Annotated in this window: 18 protein-coding genes; all 18 read right to left on the minus strand. The window is 32.1% G+C overall.

Annotation, left to right across the window (positions count from 1 at the left end; translation table 11 throughout):
• Entirely contained in the window at positions 1 to 987 is a 987-nt protein-coding gene (locus tag Q0783_RS04330) for a UDP-glucuronic acid decarboxylase family protein (RefSeq protein WP_298893554.1), read from the minus strand.
• Positions 987 to 2,297, minus strand: coding sequence for a UDP-glucose/GDP-mannose dehydrogenase family protein (locus Q0783_RS04335; RefSeq protein ID WP_298893556.1), 1,311 nt, complete (start codon positions 2,295 to 2,297; stop codon positions 987 to 989). Before Q0783_RS04335 ends, Q0783_RS04330 begins: the two co-directional genes overlap by 1 nt.
• A gap of 74 nt (positions 2,298 to 2,371) precedes the next feature.
• Positions 2,372 to 3,586: a WcaI family glycosyltransferase gene (locus tag Q0783_RS04340; protein WP_298893558.1), complete on the minus strand. Its 1,215-nt coding sequence runs from the start codon at positions 3,584 to 3,586 to the stop codon at positions 2,372 to 2,374.
• On the minus strand, positions 3,573 to 4,127 hold the full coding sequence (locus Q0783_RS04345) for a WcaF family extracellular polysaccharide biosynthesis acetyltransferase (protein WP_298893560.1): 555 nt from the start codon (positions 4,125 to 4,127) through the stop codon (positions 3,573 to 3,575). Before Q0783_RS04345 ends, Q0783_RS04340 begins: the two co-directional genes overlap by 14 nt.
• On the minus strand, positions 4,127 to 5,089 hold the full coding sequence (locus Q0783_RS04350; protein WP_298893562.1) for an NAD(P)-dependent oxidoreductase: 963 nt from the start codon (positions 5,087 to 5,089) through the stop codon (positions 4,127 to 4,129). The genes Q0783_RS04345 and Q0783_RS04350 overlap by 1 nt, the downstream gene beginning before the upstream one ends.
• Positions 5,090 to 5,188: 99 nt before the next feature.
• The gene (locus Q0783_RS04355) at positions 5,189 to 6,271 is read right to left on the minus strand and encodes a glycosyltransferase (RefSeq protein ID WP_298893564.1); all 1,083 of its coding nucleotides are present in this window, start codon (positions 6,269 to 6,271) and stop codon (positions 5,189 to 5,191) included.
• 27 nt (positions 6,272 to 6,298) lie between these two features.
• A complete protein-coding gene (locus Q0783_RS04360; protein ID WP_298893565.1) occupies positions 6,299 to 7,549 on the minus strand; it encodes an O-antigen ligase family protein in 1,251 nt (416 codons plus the stop codon).
• Positions 7,539 to 8,972 (minus strand): O-antigen polysaccharide polymerase Wzy, encoded by a 1,434-nt coding sequence (locus tag Q0783_RS04365; protein WP_298893567.1) that lies wholly within the window; start codon positions 8,970 to 8,972, stop codon positions 7,539 to 7,541. The genes Q0783_RS04360 and Q0783_RS04365 overlap by 11 nt, the downstream gene beginning before the upstream one ends.
• Before the next feature lie 220 nt (positions 8,973 to 9,192).
• Positions 9,193 to 10,500, minus strand: coding sequence for an MATE family efflux transporter (locus Q0783_RS04370; RefSeq protein ID WP_298893569.1), 1,308 nt, complete (start codon positions 10,498 to 10,500; stop codon positions 9,193 to 9,195).
• Between the two features lie 15 nt (positions 10,501 to 10,515).
• Entirely contained in the window at positions 10,516 to 11,415 is a 900-nt protein-coding gene (locus Q0783_RS04375) for a sulfotransferase (RefSeq protein WP_298893571.1), read from the minus strand.
• A gap of 118 nt (positions 11,416 to 11,533) precedes the next feature.
• The gene (locus Q0783_RS04380) at positions 11,534 to 12,436 is read right to left on the minus strand and encodes a DUF4296 domain-containing protein (protein ID WP_298893573.1); all 903 of its coding nucleotides are present in this window, start codon (positions 12,434 to 12,436) and stop codon (positions 11,534 to 11,536) included.
• Between the two features lie 21 nt (positions 12,437 to 12,457).
• The gene (locus Q0783_RS04385; RefSeq protein ID WP_298893574.1) at positions 12,458 to 13,711 is read right to left on the minus strand and encodes a GTP-binding protein; all 1,254 of its coding nucleotides are present in this window, start codon (positions 13,709 to 13,711) and stop codon (positions 12,458 to 12,460) included.
• Between the two features lie 15 nt (positions 13,712 to 13,726).
• Positions 13,727 to 14,632, minus strand: a complete 906-nt coding sequence (gene cysD, locus Q0783_RS04390; RefSeq protein ID WP_298893575.1) for a sulfate adenylyltransferase subunit CysD — start codon at positions 14,630 to 14,632, stop codon at positions 13,727 to 13,729.
• On the minus strand, positions 14,625 to 15,227 hold the full coding sequence (gene cysC, locus Q0783_RS04395) for an adenylyl-sulfate kinase (protein WP_298755412.1): 603 nt from the start codon (positions 15,225 to 15,227) through the stop codon (positions 14,625 to 14,627). The genes cysD and cysC overlap by 8 nt, the downstream gene beginning before the upstream one ends.
• Position 15,228: 1 nt before the next feature.
• A complete protein-coding gene (locus Q0783_RS04400; protein ID WP_298893576.1) occupies positions 15,229 to 15,684 on the minus strand; it encodes a DUF2061 domain-containing protein in 456 nt (151 codons plus the stop codon).
• Between the two features lie 6 nt (positions 15,685 to 15,690).
• Positions 15,691 to 16,494: a 3'(2'),5'-bisphosphate nucleotidase CysQ gene (cysQ, locus tag Q0783_RS04405; protein ID WP_298894163.1), complete on the minus strand. Its 804-nt coding sequence runs from the start codon at positions 16,492 to 16,494 to the stop codon at positions 15,691 to 15,693.
• A gap of 1 nt (position 16,495) precedes the next feature.
• The gene (locus tag Q0783_RS04410; protein ID WP_298893577.1) at positions 16,496 to 18,331 is read right to left on the minus strand and encodes a hypothetical protein; all 1,836 of its coding nucleotides are present in this window, start codon (positions 18,329 to 18,331) and stop codon (positions 16,496 to 16,498) included.
• A gap of 4 nt (positions 18,332 to 18,335) precedes the next feature.
• Positions 18,336 to 19,013 (minus strand): DUF4956 domain-containing protein, encoded by a 678-nt coding sequence (locus Q0783_RS04415; protein ID WP_298755420.1) that lies wholly within the window; start codon positions 19,011 to 19,013, stop codon positions 18,336 to 18,338.
• Between the last annotated feature and the right edge of the window lie 4 nt (positions 19,014 to 19,017).

The raw sequence follows: 19,017 nt of genomic DNA on the forward strand, positions 1-19,017 counted from the left end.
TTATGGTTTTATGTGTTTTGAAAAATCTCTGTGATCTCTTCTAAATAAGTCCTCTTGTGATAGGCTTTTAAAATACGCATAGGTTTTTTTCATTCCTTCTTCACGACTTACTTTTGGTTCCCAATTTAATAACTTTTTTGCTAAAGAGATATCCGGTTGTCTTTGCATTGGGTCATCTACTGGTAAATCCTTATAAATTACTTTTTGAGATGTATTTGTAAGCTTTATAATTTCCTCTGCAAAATCTCGAATCGAAATTTCGTTTGGATTTCCAATGTTTACTGGATATACATAATCGCTAAATAACAACCTGTAGATGCCTTCGATTTGATCATCTATGTAACAAAAGGATCTGGTTTGGGAGCCATCTCCAAAAACAGTTAAATCTTCACCTCTTAAAGCTTGACCCATAAAAGCCGGAATAACTCTTCCATCATTTAGTCTCATTCTTGGACCATAGGTGTTAAAAATACGAACAATTCTAGTTTCTAATCCATGAAACCTATGGTATGCCATTGTTATCGACTCTTGAAAGCGTTTAGCTTCATCATAAACACCTCGTGGGCCTATAGTATTTACGTTGCCATAATAGGATTCGGTTTGCGGGTGAACCAGAGGATCTCCATAAACCTCAGAAGTAGAGGCAATTAACAATCTTGCTTTTTTTGCCTTTGCTAAGCCAAGTAAATTATGAGTCCCAAGTGACCCAACCTTTAAGGTTTGGATTGGAATTTTTAAATAATCTATTGGACTAGCAGGAGACGCAAAATGTAGAATGTAATGAAGAGGCTTATCTACAGTAATATGCTGAGTCACATCATGTTCTATAAACTCAAAATTAGGGTGAGACTGTAGGTGTTCTAAATTACGTTTATCACCAGTAATGAAGTTGTCCATACCTATAACATAAAACCCCTCTTTTATGAATCGGTCACATAAGTGCGAGCCTAAAAAACCTGCGGCTCCAGTTATAAGTACATTTTTCATTAAACTTCTGTATTTCTTCCTATTGATGCATAGAAAAACCCTTCACTTTTCACATCGTTTACATCATATAAGTTTCGTCCATCAAAAATGTTTAGTGCTTTCATTTTTGATTTTAATTTATTAAAATCTGGTGTTCTAAATATACTCCATTCTGTACAGATAATCAAAGCATCAACATCTTCTAAAACATCATACATATTCTTTGCATAATACAGTTTGTCTCCTAATTTTCTTTGCACATTAGACATGGCTTCAGGATCAAAAACTCGTAATGAAGCACCTTGACTTAACAATTCTTCAATCATATATAACGATGGTGCTTCTCTAATATCATCGGTTTCGGGTTTAAACGCCAGACCCCAAATACCAAATGTCTTTCCTTTTAAAGAACTATCAAAGTGAGACATGATTTTTGGCATCAATATTTTCTTTTGAGTATCATTAACTTTTATAACAGATTTTAAGATGTCAAACTCATAGCCATTATCTTGACCCGACTTGAATAATGCTTTAACATCTTTAGGAAAACAAGAACCTCCATATCCTATTCCTGGAAATAAAAAACGTTTTCCAATGCGTGAATCTGTACCCATCCCAACTCGAACTTTATCAACATCTGCACCTACTTTTTCGCAGAAATTAGCAATTTCATTCATAAACGTAATTTTAGTTGCTAAAAATGAGTTTGCTGCGTATTTGGTAAGTTCAGCTGAGCGCTCGTCCATGATAATAATTGGATTACCTGATCTTACAAAAGGTTTGTACAATTTTTCCATAAGCTTTGTGGCTCTATCAGAACTTGACCCAACCACAATTCGTTCAGGTTTTAGAAAATCATCGACAGCAAATCCTTCTCTTAAGAATTCTGGGTTTGAAACCACATCAAATTCTACAGTAGTCTCATTGGAGATGGTTGCTTTTACTTTATCTGAAGTTCCGACAGGAACCGTACTTTTATCGACAATTACTTTATAATCTTTTATATGTTTTCCAATGTCCTTAGCCACACCAAGAACATAGGATAAATCGGCAGACCCATCTTCATCTTCTGGAGTTGGTAACGCTAAAAAAATGATGTCTCCATGATCTAATCCTTCAGAAAGTGAAGTAGAAAACTTAAGTCTGTTAGCTTTGATATTACGTTCAAATAGAACGTCTAAGTGAGGTTCGTATATAGGAACGACACCTTTTTGCATTTGTTCTACTTTATCTTGGTCAATATCTATACAAAGTACTTCATTTCCTGTTTCGGCTAAACATGTACCTGTTACTAAGCCTACATAGCCAGTGCCGATTACTGATATTTTCATTAATTATAGTATTTAAAGGCAAAAATAGAAAAATAAAGGTGGTAGATTATAATAATTTAATCTAAAAAAACGGTTTAGGTTTCAAGCTCCATAATAAAGCGATCTAAGATGTTTTCTTTTGAGTAGTTTTTCACTACATATGACTCTGCATTTTCGCCTAATTGTTTGCAAAGATTTTTATCGTCTTTTAACTGTTTAATGCAGTTTACTACTTGATCTACCGAATCGTCACTAAAATAATATCCGCCTTGAGAATCTTTATAAACCGTAGCCACTTCAGAATCTTTATTACCCGTAACTATAGATGGTTTTGAACTTGCCATCATGCCCAGTAGCTTAGATGGCATTACGGTATCTATAACGTCGCTTTTTTGAAATAGAAAATGTACATCTGCACTATATAGAAGTAAAGGAAGCTCTTCATAAGGTACTAAATTATAATGTTTAACGAAGTCATATGTTTTAATCTTCTCTACAACATTTTCTTTTTCGGCACCTTCACCAACAACTACAACTTCTATGTCGTTTAGTGTTTGTAGTTGATCTAAAACCTTAAAGAAAAAACTCCAGTCTTGTTTAGCTCCAATATTTCCTGAGTATAAGATTTTAAATTTTTTAGACGTTAGATGTGGATGTATTTGATCTGTTTTTACTCTAAATTTTGAGGTGTCTAGCCAATTTGTCAAGTAATATGTCTTTTTATTTTTAACTTTAGAATTCAGTTTTTTGAGCATCCCATTACTTATGGTACTTATGGTGTCGGCCTTTTTTAATAAGGTTCTTTCTAGCCAAAGAATCATCTTTATAAAAACCGATTTATTGCTACTCAATAAACCAGAATCTATAGCAGCATCAAATTCGAAGTCTTGTATATGAATCCACAATTTTGATCTATATCTCAATTTTAAAAACCATCCGAGTAGAATAGAAGATGTAAAAGGAACGATGCAGATAACGTGATCTGGTCGTGCAATTTTGAACAGATTAATTATATTTCCGAAGGTAAAGCTGAGTAAATGTATGATTCGTTTGGAAAACGAAGGATTAGAAGGAACGTATTGTTTATACCTATAAACAGACACTTCATTAATAGTCTCTTTATACCAACGTTTTTTATCCTTATAATCTGATCGTATTTTCCACTGAGGGTAATAAGGGAAACCTGTTATAATTGACACGTTATATCCTTTTGAAACTAAATATTCGGCTTTTTGAGTTGTGTATAAACCAATGGCACTATCTTCGGGAGAATAGTTGACTCCAATAATTGTTACGTTATTTTTCTTCAAATGTTCTCTTTTTTACTGCAGTGGCTGGGTTTCCGTAGCAAATATAACCTTCTGGCATATCTTTAAATACATTGCTTCTTGCACCTATCACACAACCTTTACCTATTCGTACGCCTGGAGCGATATAGACATCGTTTGTGATCCAAGCCTCATCTTCTATAATAACTTCCTTATGATCAATATCAAAGCTTTCTCTTGTATAATCATGAAGCCCAGTATTAAAATATACACCATGGGCAACAGCGACGTGTTTACCTATTGATATGTTACCTAAACTATATAAAATGCAGTCTTCACCAATCCATGTGTAATCGCCTATTGATATTTTCCAAGGGTAAGTGAACTTAGCGGAAGGACGTATGAGTACACCTTTTCCAATTGTTGCTCCAAATGATCTTAATAAGAACCGCCTCCATCCGTAAAAAAACTGAGGAGACCATGCAAAAAGTGTTTTTTCAACGATCCACCACAGCTGAACAACAACTTTTGATTTTCCTCTAAAATCTCCTGGAACCTTAAATGTTTTTAAGTTTTGATACATTAATTATTCGCTTTATACCAATTGTAAGTAATAGTGGTTCCTTCTTCTAAATTATAAGGTAACTTACCAACAACTTCTTCTACTTTGGTTGTATCATAATCCATGTTTGTTAGGATATTATCTAACCTGAAAGAGGTTATTGGAGGTGATTTAAAGCCTATTGTTTTAAGAACATCTCCTGATACTGCTAATGTTTTCAATACAAATAATGGCACCGATTTGATATTATGGCCATGAAATTTATTTGAAATTATGTTTGCCCATTGCTTCACTTCTAAGGTATCAAAATCTGATAAATAAACCGTCTGTGTATTCAATTTTTTATCAAATAGTAGTTTATCTAGTATATGTACGCAGTTTCCAACAAAACCAAATTTCTTATAAATGTTCTTCCCTTTTGGGTGAACATATACTTTGCGCTTTATTGAATCAAAAAAGTTTTTATATGGAATATCGAACCAAGGTCCCCAAAGTGATGTTGGTCTAACAATAATCCAATTATCATCTAAACTTTTAGAATCTCTAACTATTTGTTCACCTATTATTTTACTTTCACCGTAAATAGTAGAGGGTTTATAATCAAATTCGTCTTTAGGATTATAGCCTATTTCACAAACAAGTCTACTTGAGGCAAAAATGACTTTTTCAATTGATGGTGTTTGATTAATGGCAGTTATAATATGCTCTACACCTGTTGTGTTTGCCGCATAGTCTTCTAGTGTTTTACCGTCTAAATCTGTTCTTGCTGCCATATGTAGAACATAGTGCGGTTGGAAGTCATTAAAGAGTTGTATTGTCTTTTCTTGATCTAATATATCAACGTTTTTCCAATATGTAGAATGGGACTCATTTCTTGGTTTAGTGTTATCTAAATTTAACACTTCATAATTATCTTTATAGTACTCAATAAGATTAGTTCCTATAAAACCCGAACCACCAGTAACTAATATTTTTTTCTTCATCAACTTTAAAATAATCCCAAAGATAAAATTATCCTTTGTTTATCTCTAAGCAAAATAAAAAAACTCGCATTTTATTAGATGAAATGACTTTTTAGAGGTCTATTTTAGCATACTTTCATAGAGTTTGAGCCAATCGTTAAATCGATATTGCCATGAATACTCTTTTAGAACAAAATTATAGAGATTAAGTCCGTTTTGATTTCTTTGTTCTAATGTCCAGCTAAGTGCGGTTTTTAAAGCAGATTCTATTTCAGTGACGTTTGGATTAACCAATAGTCCTCCATTGCTGGACCATTTTTCGTTCAATCCTGTTTGAAAGGTTGTTATAACAGGTGTTTTAAATATAGCTGCTTCTAGGTTAACCATTCCAACAACTTCAGAATGTGAAGGTGCAACAAAGACAAAAGCATTTTTAAATAATTTTACTTTTTCTTCTCCAGTGATCAATCCTAAAAACGCTACCTTATCTTCTAATTGGTATGATGATACTAATTGGTCAAGCTCCTGTTTATAATCATTAAAACCTCCAGCTATTTTTAGTTTAAAATCTTTTGGGTTTAGGTTTGCAAAAGCTTTAATTAGTAAATCTATTCCTTTTTTTGGATCTAATCTTCCAACATACAAAACATACTTTTCCTTTTGGTCGTAGTTATTTTCAGTTGCTAGATTTGAGTCTATGAGGTTTGGGATCTCTACTGTTGGCGTATTAGGGAATAACATTTTTATCTCTTTGTCTTCATTACTTGTGATAGCATGTAAGTAATTAGCCTTTGAAAACACAGATTTCACGACCAAATTAAAATATAATTTCTTTTTTAGCGTGCCTTGCGACCACAACCATGGTTCATACATTCCATGACATGTTATTAAAAAAGGAATGTTGTTTTGTTTTGCAAACTTGGCAGTTGCATACTGAGGATACATCCAAACACCATGAATATGAATAACATCAATTTCATTTTTTGCATGTAAATTCTTTAAAGTGGTTTTTAAGTTTTTTGAATATCGCCAAGGTGTTAAGTCGCCATCAACTTTTATGATTTCATCTCCTTCTTCTTTTCGTGTGCTTAATATCTTAGAATTGACATTATTATTTAAAAGTCTTGTATGCAGATCTAAAACTACCGTCCTAATACCACCACTTTGGAATGAAAAATCTTCTAATACGTGTATAACGTTCATTATAAAAATTTAATAAAATAATTGATGTTATAACTCTTCAGTTATTTTGTCTGGATTCTTTTCAGAATTGAACAAAAATAAATTAATAAAAAACGAAAAGAAAATAACCCCATCTTCACGTTCTAATATGTTTTCCGAAAGCATATTTAATCCAAAATACAATAATAGAAAAAACAATAAGCGATTTCTATTTTTATTCGAAAACTTAAAGAGATAATAAAAATAAAATAAGAATACTATCAAACCAATAATACCTGTAGATAAGAGAATACTTAAAAACTGATTGTGTGTATTATAATTTTTTAATAGTAAGTTAGGATTTTCATCTTGATAACAGTCATCTAAAACACCTTTTACATCTCCCCAACCATAGCCAATAACAGGAGATTTAATCGCTTGTTTAAATGCACAATTATAAATACTTAGTCGCAAGGCTGTAGAAGAGTTAGGGTTTGTTCTCAATCCTTCAATATCTATTAATTCTTTAAATCTATTTATGTTATTAAACTTTGGAATAAATAGCATTGTTAAAACAAAAACAGCAGTTAATGCTGACACATATATGAGGGCTTTGGTTTTAATTTTACTTCTAATAAGGTAGATGATCCCAACGATACCTAAGGCTATTATTGGACCTCTTTTATTCAATATTGCCAGAAAAACAAAAAACAAAACAAGTAAAAACAAATGATATAAAATCTTGGTTTTTTGTGTGTTAGACATACTGTTAATTAAAAATAGGATACCTACTCCAATATGCATTGACAAATAGATAGAGTGCATTTCGTAACCAACAATTCGTAAGTCTACCAGAGTGTGATAGTGAATGATTGTGCTTTTAAACGTATAGTATGGTTCGGTTAGAAAATAATATGTAAAGGTTGAAATTAAGAAAAAAGCCAATGTGATTACAAACACCCATTTTAATGTTTCTATGAGTTTTTTGTCTAGTTTTTCTTTACAATTATACAATAACATAAATACCAGTGGATATGCTAATAGCGATAAGCCTGTCTCTAATTTTCTAAAAGCATAACTTGTGTTTTCCGAATATGAAATACTTATGAGTAAAACGAGAAAGAAGCTTGTACTTACTCTAAATAGTTTAAGATTAAGGTTCTTATCTGATTTATTGACTATGAAATAGAATATAGCACTTAATAAAAGCCCAATAACAGGAATTCCTTTGAACTTATCTGGAACTAAAATAATGGCGCTATTAATTATTAAAAAAAGTTTTAATAAAAATGTCGCAGTTTTAGTATTGTTATTCGGCATTTTGCGGTCGTTTTTTTAATGCGGTTCTAAATAGAATAAAATAAATTTTAGGTATAGCCAAAATAACCACAAAACTGGCTACAAGAAAGGCATATCCGTTAGTGAAATCTCCTCTAAGAAAAAATATCATATGCATCGAGGCATAAAATGCAGCAGCAATTTTTAAAGGATCCAGACCATTTAACCATACAACCATTATTGATAAAAAATAGGCTAATGTTATGGCAAATAAAATAACTCCTACGATTCCAAAATTGATGTAGCCTTCTGAAACAAAAGGATTGGAGAGGTTATTAAAGCTTCTTTTTCCTTTCTCTCCATATTCACTTGAAAGATATTCACCTATATATTCACCTGTGGAAATTGGCTTGTCGTTCCATATTTTTCTGGGTACAAAGAAAAAGACACCTCCAGAAAGTTGCCTTCCATAGGATAAGTCATTTTTTTCTGCATGCTCAATTGTTGCCGCAAAGTTGATGAATGCATCATAGTTTAATGTGGTAAACGTATTTGAAACACCATGATTTCTAAGCTGATACAATAGTAGTTTTGGGTTTTCCCTCAATTGCTTTAATGAGTAGCCCGAATGTGTGATTAATGAAATTGTGGGGAAAATAATGACCATTGCAAAAAACAGGAACAACAACGACTTGAAATTAGTGTTTAACAATTTTGGTATTAAAAAGAAAATTATAGTTAAATAAATAGGTCCAAGTGCATTTCTTTTTTCTGTTAAAGGGTTTTTTATCGCCATCAACAGTACAAAAAACAATAAGGATAAAAGAATAACTATATAATAGTTTGAGTTCTTCTTTTTGCATTTTTTAATATAGTACACGCTTAAGATAAACGCAGGAAAAGGCACCATCAAAATAATTTTTTCCTTCAACAAAAGGGCCGACTTAGATGTTCCTTCAAGTACGAGATAATTGTGCTCGATATATTCCGTTTTTATATAATCTAAATTAGCGATAAGAATTAGAACGCTAATTCCAAACAAGATCAATATATGGATTGGTAAGTATTTGTCTTTTTTATAAGGTTTTAGTTTTGATTTCCTAGAAACAAAAAAACGATAGGCAACAAAAAACACAATGTTAAATATAAAAATGAAGATGTTTGTTTTTACCATCAAATAATCTTTATAGATCATTTTATTTGGCATTTTTAAATCATTTAGCTTATAAACATCATGTATTTGAAGCATTGGCGCAAGAATGAAAAACAAAAAGTTAAAAACAATAAATGCCGCCAATATTGGAGAGTATCGTCTATCTTTATAGAGATACAGAATTGTCATAATAAAAATGACAGAGAAGTTTAACGTAAATAATAATTTAAGATAAACAGGTACTGCTGTAAAAATTAACAAAGGCAGAAAAATACTTACAAAAAGTAATAAAAATAGAGTCTTGCCTTTCATTTAATTAATATTTTCAAAGCGCTTTTAAAGATTTCACTATGGTCATTATAGATAAAAAAGCATTAGTCTAGCTTACATCCAATTTAGAAATAGAATTTCAATAAATATAAAGCAAATATAGTATAAACAAAAGATGAAATAGACAAGTGCAAACTATATTATTGAATGTTCACTTGAATGTAATGATACAACTCTAAGTGTCTATTAGAAGTTGAGTGTTCTATTTTAAGTATTTACTCAAAATAAACACGCCTATCTTATCCTGTTTATAAATATAAATAACACCTACAACATTCCAAAAAATCATACTAACTCCTGTAGCTGCTGCTGCACCAAACATTCCATGTTTTGGGATAAATACTAAATTGAGGATAATATTTATTACTAATGCTGCAATTAGAATATACAGATAGACTCTTTGTCTTCCAGTCATATTCAAATAGACACCAACCGATCCACAAAACGCATTAAACATTTGAGCAATGATCATTATGATTAATGCTGAGTTTGCAAGAATATAACTATCTCCAAATAAATCTAAAATTCTTTCAGAAAAGAAAAATATAAAGAGTATTGCTGGAATCGTTAAATAGAAATTTAACATTGTTGATTTTATAATTAGCTGCTTTAATGCTTTAAATTGTTTTGAAAAATATAATTCAGATATCTCTGGAGCTATTACTGCATTTATAGTCGTGAGTATAATACCTATTCCTGTTGTGATTTTAACTGCAGCGCCATAATAAGCTACTTTTTCAAAAGACCAGTATTTTTCTAAAATAAACACATCAAAACTCTGCATCATTAGAAGTGTAATAAGACTAAAAGACATCGGGAATGATGTTTTAATTATCTCTTTATAACTTATTTTAAGTAACGGTATATTCTTATTTAGTTTTAATAGCTGTGCAAATATAATAAAGGTTGTAACGGTACCTATAAGATAAAAAATAAGTATATATCCATCTATTAAATATGAAAAGTCCTTTAGAAGATAAAGCGTTACTGCTAGAACTAACAAACTGCCAAAACGGAAGATATTAGACGCTATCTCAGACATATATAGCAAATTTAGTCCTCTTAAAACCTGAAAATTTAACATTGAAATCGTATAAGGCAGAAGTACAATAATAACTTTATTAGATAGGTTTTTGACCTCCTCATCTTGAAAATAGGGGATGTTAATCCATTCACTTAAACAAACATAAAGCAGCAGGATAACCAGAAAATTAGAAAATAAAATAACAAGCATTCTTTTGTATAAAGAAATGACTTGATTAAAGTTTTTTTGCGCTTGAAGCTTCCCAGAAAACTGTAAAAAGGAATTATTCATCCCAAGTAAACCAATAGCTCCAAATAGGATTAGAGCATAAGTCATAAAATTAAATTTCCCAAAAAGCGCATCGCTAGCATTATTAGTAATTATAAATATTGCTGCAAACTGTAAAATGATTCCAGAGACTTTTATGAAAAGAACACTGATACTCTTTTTTAGAAAAACTGATTTTAATGATTTAAGCGCTTTCACTTACTATGGCTTATTTTATTTCTTCCAAATGGATAGGTTTGTGTCTAATAAATCTTGAAGTTTATCAATATCCTCATCAAAAACGCCTTTAAGATAATTAGCTTCAGATTCATTCATCACAATTGGGTTTAAGTTGTTTTTTTGAATTACATACTTAATTCTTGCGCGAAAACTACTAGGAAATAGTTTTTTAAACATCGTTTTAACAAAGCTGTCTTTCAAGAGAATAGTATTTAACAACTGTGATTTTGGTTTTCCTGAAATATTTCTGTGCACTTCATTAAAACTGTTAGGTTCGTTTTCAATCCCCAAAAATTTTATAACATCCTTCGTTTTTTCTTCTTGATGTTTAACAAAGTCTTCAAATATAATAACTTTTACATTCGTGAAATTATCTTGAAAGGCTTTGGTGGCATCAGCATAGAAACTCGCTTTTTTATAGGCCCAAATAAACTCGTAATCTAGTTTTAGCCTCTCCTCTTCTTGCTTTAATCCTTCAATAAAAGATAAGCTTTCTCTTCCATCTCTTACCAAATGAGAATATGCAGAGAATGCTCTTTTAATAGGGTTTCTGAGCATAATAATAATTTTAGGATCTCCTAAAGTCTCTTTAATTATAGGTATGGTTTTTTCGTAATAGTATAGCAAATCAACACTTGATTCTCCTTTTAACTGATGTGATTTTGCTTTTTTAAACAAGTCTTTATAACCATCTAAAGTCTTAATCGCCTTCTTTTTTGTGAAATCATCACCTTCGCCTTTATAAGCATCTTTTAAAAAGCTGTATGTTAAATATTTTGGTTCTTTGGGGTTACAAATAAACATATCTTTATGTTCATTTAAATAATCCCCTAAAGACGTCGTGCCACATTTTGCGGCTCCTACAATTAAAAAGTCGGGCAGGCTTTTTTTCATATTTTCTTCTTAAGAATTGCTGTATTAATGCGAATTCTAATCATAAATTTATTTCAATGACAATGATAGGCGAAACTCATCCAATATCAAAATGTGCAGGCAAGATTTAGTGTACAATTTATTCGATACTAATAATTGGAATTGTTGTAAGAACACTTGAAAGAGTATCAGATTTTACTGTCCATACACCAATAGGTTTGTCTATATTAGTTGGTCCATATAAAATTTGAACGTCATCAATATTAGCTTTAGTTTTCAGTTTACATTCAAACCAGCCGTTCTCCATCGAAATAATTGATGCTGTTTCGTTTTCAAAATACCCTATAGCCTTTGTACCAATAACTTTATCATTATTTAGATCAAATATGGCGTCAACTCTATTTGGATAAGTCCCAGAAATTCTCAATCCGAAAGCACTCTTATCGTTAGTGTTTTTAACAAGAACAGAAACAATGACCTCATCGCCATTGTTTATTTTTATGTCTCTTATTAACATATAAGAAGAACTAGTAATAGAGCTTCTTGACATTTTCAACACTGTTTTGTTGTTAAAGTCATATGCCTCTTTTTCAACACTCAGACCAACTTTACTTGATATAAGTCCCTTACTAAGGTCTTCTATTTGTTTTTTGGTTAGAAGAACTCTAGACCTATCTGTGATTGGCTCGTCTTTTTTATCGTTTTTTGTTGCGCCTCCAATGTTTTCCTTTTTGGCTTGGATTCTCTCGTCGACCCTTGTATAAATATTGTCATATTTTTCTGGATCAGAAGCATAATAATTAAGACTGGACACAAATTGTAAGCTATCTATATTATGCTTATTGTAAATAAATTCTTCGGGTAATATCCCATTGTTTTCAATAAGTTTCCTATTTACTCCTTTTGCCGCAGTTAAGATTGAGACATCATAAATAATATCAACCATTTTCCCTTCAGGAATAAGGTTATCTGGTTTTGGTGCTTTATTAGAGCATGAAAACAAAAGTAGTATGATAAGACATCCTATTATTGAAACTTTCATTGATATCGGTGTTTTCACAAGTTAAACAATCATCCCTGCAGCCACAGTTTCGTTAGTTGTATCATCTATAAGTATAATACTTCCTGTCGTTCTGTTTTCTCTGTAAGAATCAATCATTAGAGGTTTAGTCGTTCTAATTTTTACCTTAGAAATATCATTCATTTTAAGGTCTTTATCTTCTGTATTACGATCTAAAGTTTCGATATTTATTTTGTAGACAATGTCTTTAATCATAGCCTTTTGCTCATTACTTGTATGGCGAATACTGTATTTTGCTCTTGGTTTAGCAGGATTATTATGCAACCAACATAGCATGACCTCAATATCTTGAACAGGCTCCGGTTTATTATTAGACCTTACAATCATATCGCCTCTACTAATATCGATATCATCTTCTAAGGTTATAGAAACAGACATAGGTGCATACACTTCATCCAGTGTTTCTTTTAAGGTGTCAATTGACTTTATTTTTGAAGTAAAACCTGAAGGCATTATCGTCACCTCATCGCCAACTCTAAAAATCCCACTAGCCACTCTACCAGCATAACCTCTGTAATCTCTGTGTGTATCATTTTGAGGTCTTAAAACAGTTTGAACAGGGAATCGTGCATCTACTTTATTGATGTCACTACTTATATGCATCGTTTCTAAAGTATGAAGTAACGGAGCGCCTTGATACCAACTCATGTGTTGAGATCTATTTACAACATTATCTCCATTTAGAGCACTAATTGGAATAAAACGAATATCATGAACCAATAACTTAGATGAAAACTCTTCAAATTGATTAATGACCTTATTGTAAGCTTCTTCAGAATAATCAACCAAATCCATTTTGTTAATGCACACAATAACATGTGGAATTTGTAATAAAGACGCTATAAATGAGTGTCTTTTAGTTTGCTCAATAACACCATGTCTAGCATCGACCAATATGATCGCGGCATTTGCTGTTGAAGCTCCAGTAACCATATTTCTAGTATACTGAATATGACCAGGTGTATCAGCAATTATAAATTTACGCTTGGGAGTTGTAAAATATCTATACGCGACATCAATAGTAATTCCTTGTTCGCGTTCATCTTTTAAACCATCAGTAAAAAGGGCTAAATCTACACCATCATGTCCCTTCTTTTTACTTGTGTTTTCTATAGCTTGAAGCTGATCTTCAAATATAGATTTTGAATCATATAATAAACGACCAATTAGTGTACTCTTTCCATCATCTACACTTCCTGCGGTTGTAAAACGTAATAATTGATTATTGTCTAACATTAGTTTAATTTCTTATTAAAAGTATCCTTGACGCTTTCTGTCTTCCATTGCAGATTCGGAACGTTTATCGTCACTTCTATTTCCTCGTTCTGTTTGACGCATTCCAGAAACTTCATCTGCGATTTTTTCCAAAGTATCAGCATCAGATTCGATACCTCCTGTAATGGTAATATCTCCTAGTGTTCTAAATCGTATTTTTTTAGTCACGATCTCTTCGTGATCTTCAAGGATTAAAAATTCTGAATTTGGGATCCAACTGTCTTGTCTCCAAACCACTTCTCTTTGGTGAGCAAAGTATAAAGAAGGAATAGCAATGTTTTCTCTTTTGATATAGTTCCATACATCCATCTCTGTCCAATTGCTTATTGGGAACGCTCTAAAGTGTTCTCCTTCGAAATGTTTTCCGTTGAAAATATTCCATAATTCTGGTCGTTGATTTTTAGGATCCCATTGCCCAAAATCATCTCTGTGCGAAAAGAAACGTTCTTTTGCTCTTGCTTTTTCTTCGTCACGTCTTCCACCACCAATGGCACAATCAATTTTATTCGATTCTATGGCATCTAGCAAAGTAGTTATTTGAAGTGCATTTCTAGTTGCATTCTTTCCTCGCTCCTCTGCTACTCTTCCCTCGTCAATAGATTCTTGTACAGAGCCAACAATAAGTTCGACACCTAAGTCTTTAATGATATCATCTCTAAACTTAATAGTTTCAGGAAAATTATGACCTGTATCAACATGCATTAGAGGAAAAGGGATCTTTGCAGGATAGAAGGCTTTTTTCGCCAAATGTGTTACTAAAATAGAGTCTTTACCACCAGAAAATAAAATAACTGGATTGTCAAATTGTGCCCATACTTCACGTAAAACATAAATTGCTTCACTCTCTAATTCGTCTAAATAATTTAAATAATACTTACTCATTGTTGAGTTGTAATTTTGGTGTTATAAAATCTACTATTCTTTTTACAGAATCTTCAATAGATTCATCCTCTGTTTTAATCTCAATATCTGGTTGTTCTGGTGCTTCATAAGGTGCAGAGATGCCAGTCATATTCTTGATTTCACCTGCTCTCGCCTTTTTATAAAGCCCTTTCACATCACGTCGTTCACATTCTTCAATACTGGTATTGATATAAACTTCGACAAAGTTAACATCTTTAACGATAGTTCTGATGTTCTCTCTGTCTTTTTTATAAGGAGATACAAAAGCGGCTAAAACGACCAAACCTGCATCGATCATAAGGTTTGCAATTTCTGCAATTCGTCTTATGTTTTCGGTTCTATCTTCTGGTGCAAAAGAAAGATCGTTATTAATCCCTTTTCTAATATTATCACCATCAAGGGAATACGTATTTACACCGTTTTCAAATAGTGCTTTCTCAACCAAATTTGCAATAGTCGATTTTCCTGAACCCGAGAGCCCAGTAAACCAAATTAAAAACGAGTTGTGTTTATTAGAAGCTATCCTGTCTTTTTTAGAGATTTGGTAGCTATGTGGAATAATGTGTTTTGACATGTTATCTTTTTTTACCGAAAAAAAATTGTCTAATTCTACCTAACGGGAGTTTTAGCCACAATCTTTCATGTAAATAATAAAGTGCGAATTTCGTAAATAATTCTGTAAGTGCAATATATAAAGCAATTTCATCAAATGCATTTAACACAGAACCAGAAATAATGAAGGTCATTGTGGTTGCAATAATTCGCCATGAAATAGTCTTTTGTAGTGTTTGTTTTTGACTAACCGCTTTATTTACTAATACTCTTTGCCAAACTCTTTCGTGAACATAATAGATTAAAAACTTGAGAAAAAATTCAATAGAGCCTATCTTAATTGCGTTTTCTAGACTACAGTGTCCGCTAAGACATGTAATAAGTAATACAACCAGTATGGTATCTGATGTTGCTACAATTCGCCATGAAATGCCTTTTAGAAGACTTCTAATATGTGACTCTTTCTTATAAGTGGTCATAAATCTTTAGTGCTTAGAAACAATAAACCAAGGGTTTAATAGGTTTTCCTTGTTGTAAAGCAATGATTGGTTTGTTTCTTTTGAAATAACATCGACTCCAACTGCTTTGCATATCGCTTGACCAGCTGCTGTATCCCATTCCATTGTAGGCGCAAATCTAGGATAAACATCTGCACTTCCCTCGGCAACTAAGCAAAACTTTAATGAGCTCCCTTTAGAAACAATTTCGACTGCATTGCCTTCGTCTTTGATTGCCTCTACATAATCTAAAGTTTCCTGACTCATATGAGATCGACTCCCAACAACTTGAACCATTTGTGAGGGTTGCGTTTTTGGTTGAAGGTGTTCTGCCTTTTCAATGACACTCATTATTGATTCATCGTGAGAACTTAATTGAGCTTTGTAGGCTTTTTGTTGTTTAACATCTCCAAAATATAGCGTTTTAAAAGCAGGGACATAAATAACACCTTGGATAGGGTTTCCGTTGTCTACTAATGCAATATTGACTGTAAATTCTCCATTACGCTTTATAAACTCTTTGGTCCCATCTACAGGGTCAACGACCCAACATGTAGACCATGCTTTTCTTACTGAAAAATCTGTTTGTTTATTTTCTTCACTAATTATCGGGATTGAAGTTGGCTCTAAATATGAATTAATAACATCATTAGCTCTTTTATCGGCTTCAGTAAGCGGTGATTTATCATCTTTATATTCTACATCAAAAGTAGTATCATAAACGTTCATGATTACCTTTCCTGCACTTAAACACGCTTCAATTGCTGTTTGTAGGTTTTTATCTATATCCATATTATTCTGATACTTCTTCAAGTTTTAAACTCGACGGTATAATATATACATTACCGTTTTGACTGGTAACTCCTTCCCAGTTTTTACTTTGACGTTCACCAGAAGTTGGTCCTAAAATAATTTTAACATTACTTGTTTTAATTGTTCCACTAAGAACACATTGGTACCAACCATCTCCCAAAGGTTTCATTGTTGCATTTATATTATCAAAGTTCCCTCCTGTACTAGTTTGTTTTACTTTGCCATTGGCTAAATCGAAAATAGCATCTAACCTATTAGGGAAATCACCCTGAACTCTCAAGCCAAATAAAGACCCTACATCACCTTTTTTTAGTATCACACTGGTTCTGTATTGTTTCCCATTATTGACCTTGTTATTAGCAATAACCGAATACGATGGTGCTGTTGTACTATTCCTAGAGATCTTATAGACGCTTTGTTTCTGAAATTTTTGCGGCAGTCCAGACAAAATTGTTTTATTATTAACCCATTGCGATGGTTCTGGTATTTTTATGTCACCCACAGGTTCATCTGCTTCAATAACAATATCATTTAAGTCAAGTTTGTTTTTAAGTCTAAGTAGCTCCGTTTTAATCACCTCTTGATTATACTCTAAGTTAGCTTTTTGAAAACCTTTACTAAAAAACTCCTTCTTCAGGGTTTTTTCATAAGCAGCCATTTCATCTTTATATTGGGCAACTAGGGTGTTCAAGTATTCTGGGCGACGCACCTTATCTAAGGCATAGGCTAATTCCTTTAGATAAACTGTGTCTTTTTCTTTATCTAAGAATAAGAAGTGTTCGTATTTTTTTAGTTTCAATCCAGAATTCCCATCAAACGCTATAGGTTCCAACCTCGAAGTAATAGGATTGTAGTAAAACCTAAGATTGATAATGTAAGTCCCATGTGCTGCTCCAAAAAGATTTAAAATAGCATTTTGCATGGCTAGTTTTTTAACGTCAAATGCTTCGTGAATTGGTCGTTTATTTAAATACACGTCCTCTAGTAATTTTCGGCTTAACCTAAAGTACTTGAACATGGTACTATCCAACACTATTTTTTCTTCGGAAAATGGAAGGATTTGATATTTGGTTTTAGACACCAAATCATAATTCATAAAATCACCCCATTTATATCCCATTGATGATCCTACTTCAATGCTCTTTCCAACTTCATTCCAAAAATTATCTTCAGAGAATTTTAAAATAACACTTTCTTTTCCACTATTACTTTCAATAGTTCTTTTGTCAAACGTTTCTTCAAGTGCATAAATCCCTACATTTTTATTTATCGAATTGGATGCGTTTTTTCCTTTCACATGAATTGAGCCTTCAACATAATCATATCTCAATCCCATTAAACCTTCGCGTTTAATCGCTTTGAGGTACAACCATTCTGCTGTATAGAAAAAGCCTCTAGTTTGTGGATGATGAATTGAAAATTTACGCATTCCTAAAATCGTTTCATCTCCTTTCAACTTGACCCTAAATGACCATTTATCTCCAACGAGATGATCAGTCCAGTCTCCTTTTAGCCTTACTTCGGCTTTATAACTTTCCCCTTGAAATGTAACTGTCGCTGGTACATAATCTTCGTCACTAGTTTCTAAAACCCCTTTGCTTAAAGCTTTAAACCTTTTGTCCTTTATTTTCTTAAACGACTTTTCATTAAATGTGAGTTGTAAAGCATTTAAGCTAGTCGTCTTTTCAATTTTTGGCGCTTCAGGGTATTTTGATTGCTTCTTTTTAATAGGATTAAAAAGCACCAATAATAAGACCAAGCCTATAAGGCCTAGTAAAAAAAACCTAGGAAATCTATTTGAAGATTTAAGCTTCATCTATTTAATAGTTTTCAATAAAACTAAATTGGATATCACCAACAGATTTGAGGTCATTCTTAGCTTTTATGATACTTTCAAAATCATTGAACTCAACATTAAGTGAGAGTTCTGTAGAATTATTAACATCATCAAGACGTCTTAAATCTATTTTAGAACAGTGATTTCTTAGTAATTCCAATATTTTATTCTCGTCTAAACCTTTATCTGATGTATTAGATATTGTAACAATTAAGTTTTGCTGAACCGCATTTTTTACGGTATTTATGTTTTGAATTACGATGTATAGTATAATGATAATAGCACCTGTTAATGTTACTATTCTTTGATTAGCTCCCATTCCGAGTCCTAAGGCAATAGCTACAAAAAAGTATACCAGTTCTTCTGGTTCTTTTATTGCAGTTCTAAATCGCACAATAGATAATGCACCAACAAGTCCTAAAGATAATGCCAACGACGACTTTACAATAGAAATCACAAGCATTACTGTGACTGAAATTAGAACAAATGTTTGCATTAATTTCTTTCTATTAGATAAAGAGTTTCCATATTTGGAATAGACCATACCAATTATGTATGAGAGAATTATGGTAATAAAAATGTTTATTAAAAAATCAACTACTGATGATTCTCCAGAACCAAATTGGTTAGCGATATCGGTTAAAAAAGATTGTTCTTGCATCGTG

It is taken from the genome of uncultured Psychroserpens sp., from assembly GCF_947500255.1.
In the GTDB taxonomy this organism is placed as follows: domain Bacteria; phylum Bacteroidota; class Bacteroidia; order Flavobacteriales; family Flavobacteriaceae; genus Psychroserpens.

What these genes read in the sequence shown, in the direction of transcription:
- cysQ (WP_298894163.1), bottom strand. Translation starts at nt 16,494, where the DNA reads ATGGATATAGATAAAAACCTACAAACAGCAATTGAAGCGTGTTTAAGT.
- cysC (WP_298755412.1), bottom strand. Translation starts at nt 15,227, where the DNA reads ATGTCAAAACACATTATTCCACATAGCTACCAAATCTCTAAAAAAGAC.
- Q0783_RS04400 (WP_298893576.1), bottom strand. Translation starts at nt 15,684, where the DNA reads ATGACCACTTATAAGAAAGAGTCACATATTAGAAGTCTTCTAAAAGGC.
- Q0783_RS04410 (WP_298893577.1), bottom strand. Translation starts at nt 18,331, where the DNA reads ATGAAGCTTAAATCTTCAAATAGATTTCCTAGGTTTTTTTTACTAGGC.
- Q0783_RS04335 (WP_298893556.1), bottom strand. Translation starts at nt 2,297, where the DNA reads ATGAAAATATCAGTAATCGGCACTGGCTATGTAGGCTTAGTAACAGGT.
- Q0783_RS04385 (WP_298893574.1), bottom strand. Translation starts at nt 13,711, where the DNA reads ATGTTAGACAATAATCAATTATTACGTTTTACAACCGCAGGAAGTGTA.
- Q0783_RS04360 (WP_298893565.1), bottom strand. Translation starts at nt 7,549, where the DNA reads ATGCCGAATAACAATACTAAAACTGCGACATTTTTATTAAAACTTTTT.
- Q0783_RS04345 (WP_298893560.1), bottom strand. Translation starts at nt 4,127, where the DNA reads ATGTATCAAAACTTAAAAACATTTAAGGTTCCAGGAGATTTTAGAGGA.
- Q0783_RS04350 (WP_298893562.1), bottom strand. Translation starts at nt 5,089, where the DNA reads ATGAAGAAAAAAATATTAGTTACTGGTGGTTCGGGTTTTATAGGAACT.
- Q0783_RS04415 (WP_298755420.1), bottom strand. Translation starts at nt 19,013, where the DNA reads ATGCAAGAACAATCTTTTTTAACCGATATCGCTAACCAATTTGGTTCT.
- Q0783_RS04365 (WP_298893567.1), bottom strand. Translation starts at nt 8,972, where the DNA reads ATGAAAGGCAAGACTCTATTTTTATTACTTTTTGTAAGTATTTTTCTG.
- cysD (WP_298893575.1), bottom strand. Translation starts at nt 14,632, where the DNA reads ATGAGTAAGTATTATTTAAATTATTTAGACGAATTAGAGAGTGAAGCA.
- Q0783_RS04380 (WP_298893573.1), bottom strand. Translation starts at nt 12,436, where the DNA reads ATGAAAGTTTCAATAATAGGATGTCTTATCATACTACTTTTGTTTTCA.
- Q0783_RS04375 (WP_298893571.1), bottom strand. Translation starts at nt 11,415, where the DNA reads ATGAAAAAAAGCCTGCCCGACTTTTTAATTGTAGGAGCCGCAAAATGT.
- Q0783_RS04355 (WP_298893564.1), bottom strand. Translation starts at nt 6,271, where the DNA reads ATGAACGTTATACACGTATTAGAAGATTTTTCATTCCAAAGTGGTGGT.
- Q0783_RS04330 (WP_298893554.1), bottom strand. Translation starts at nt 987, where the DNA reads ATGAAAAATGTACTTATAACTGGAGCCGCAGGTTTTTTAGGCTCGCAC.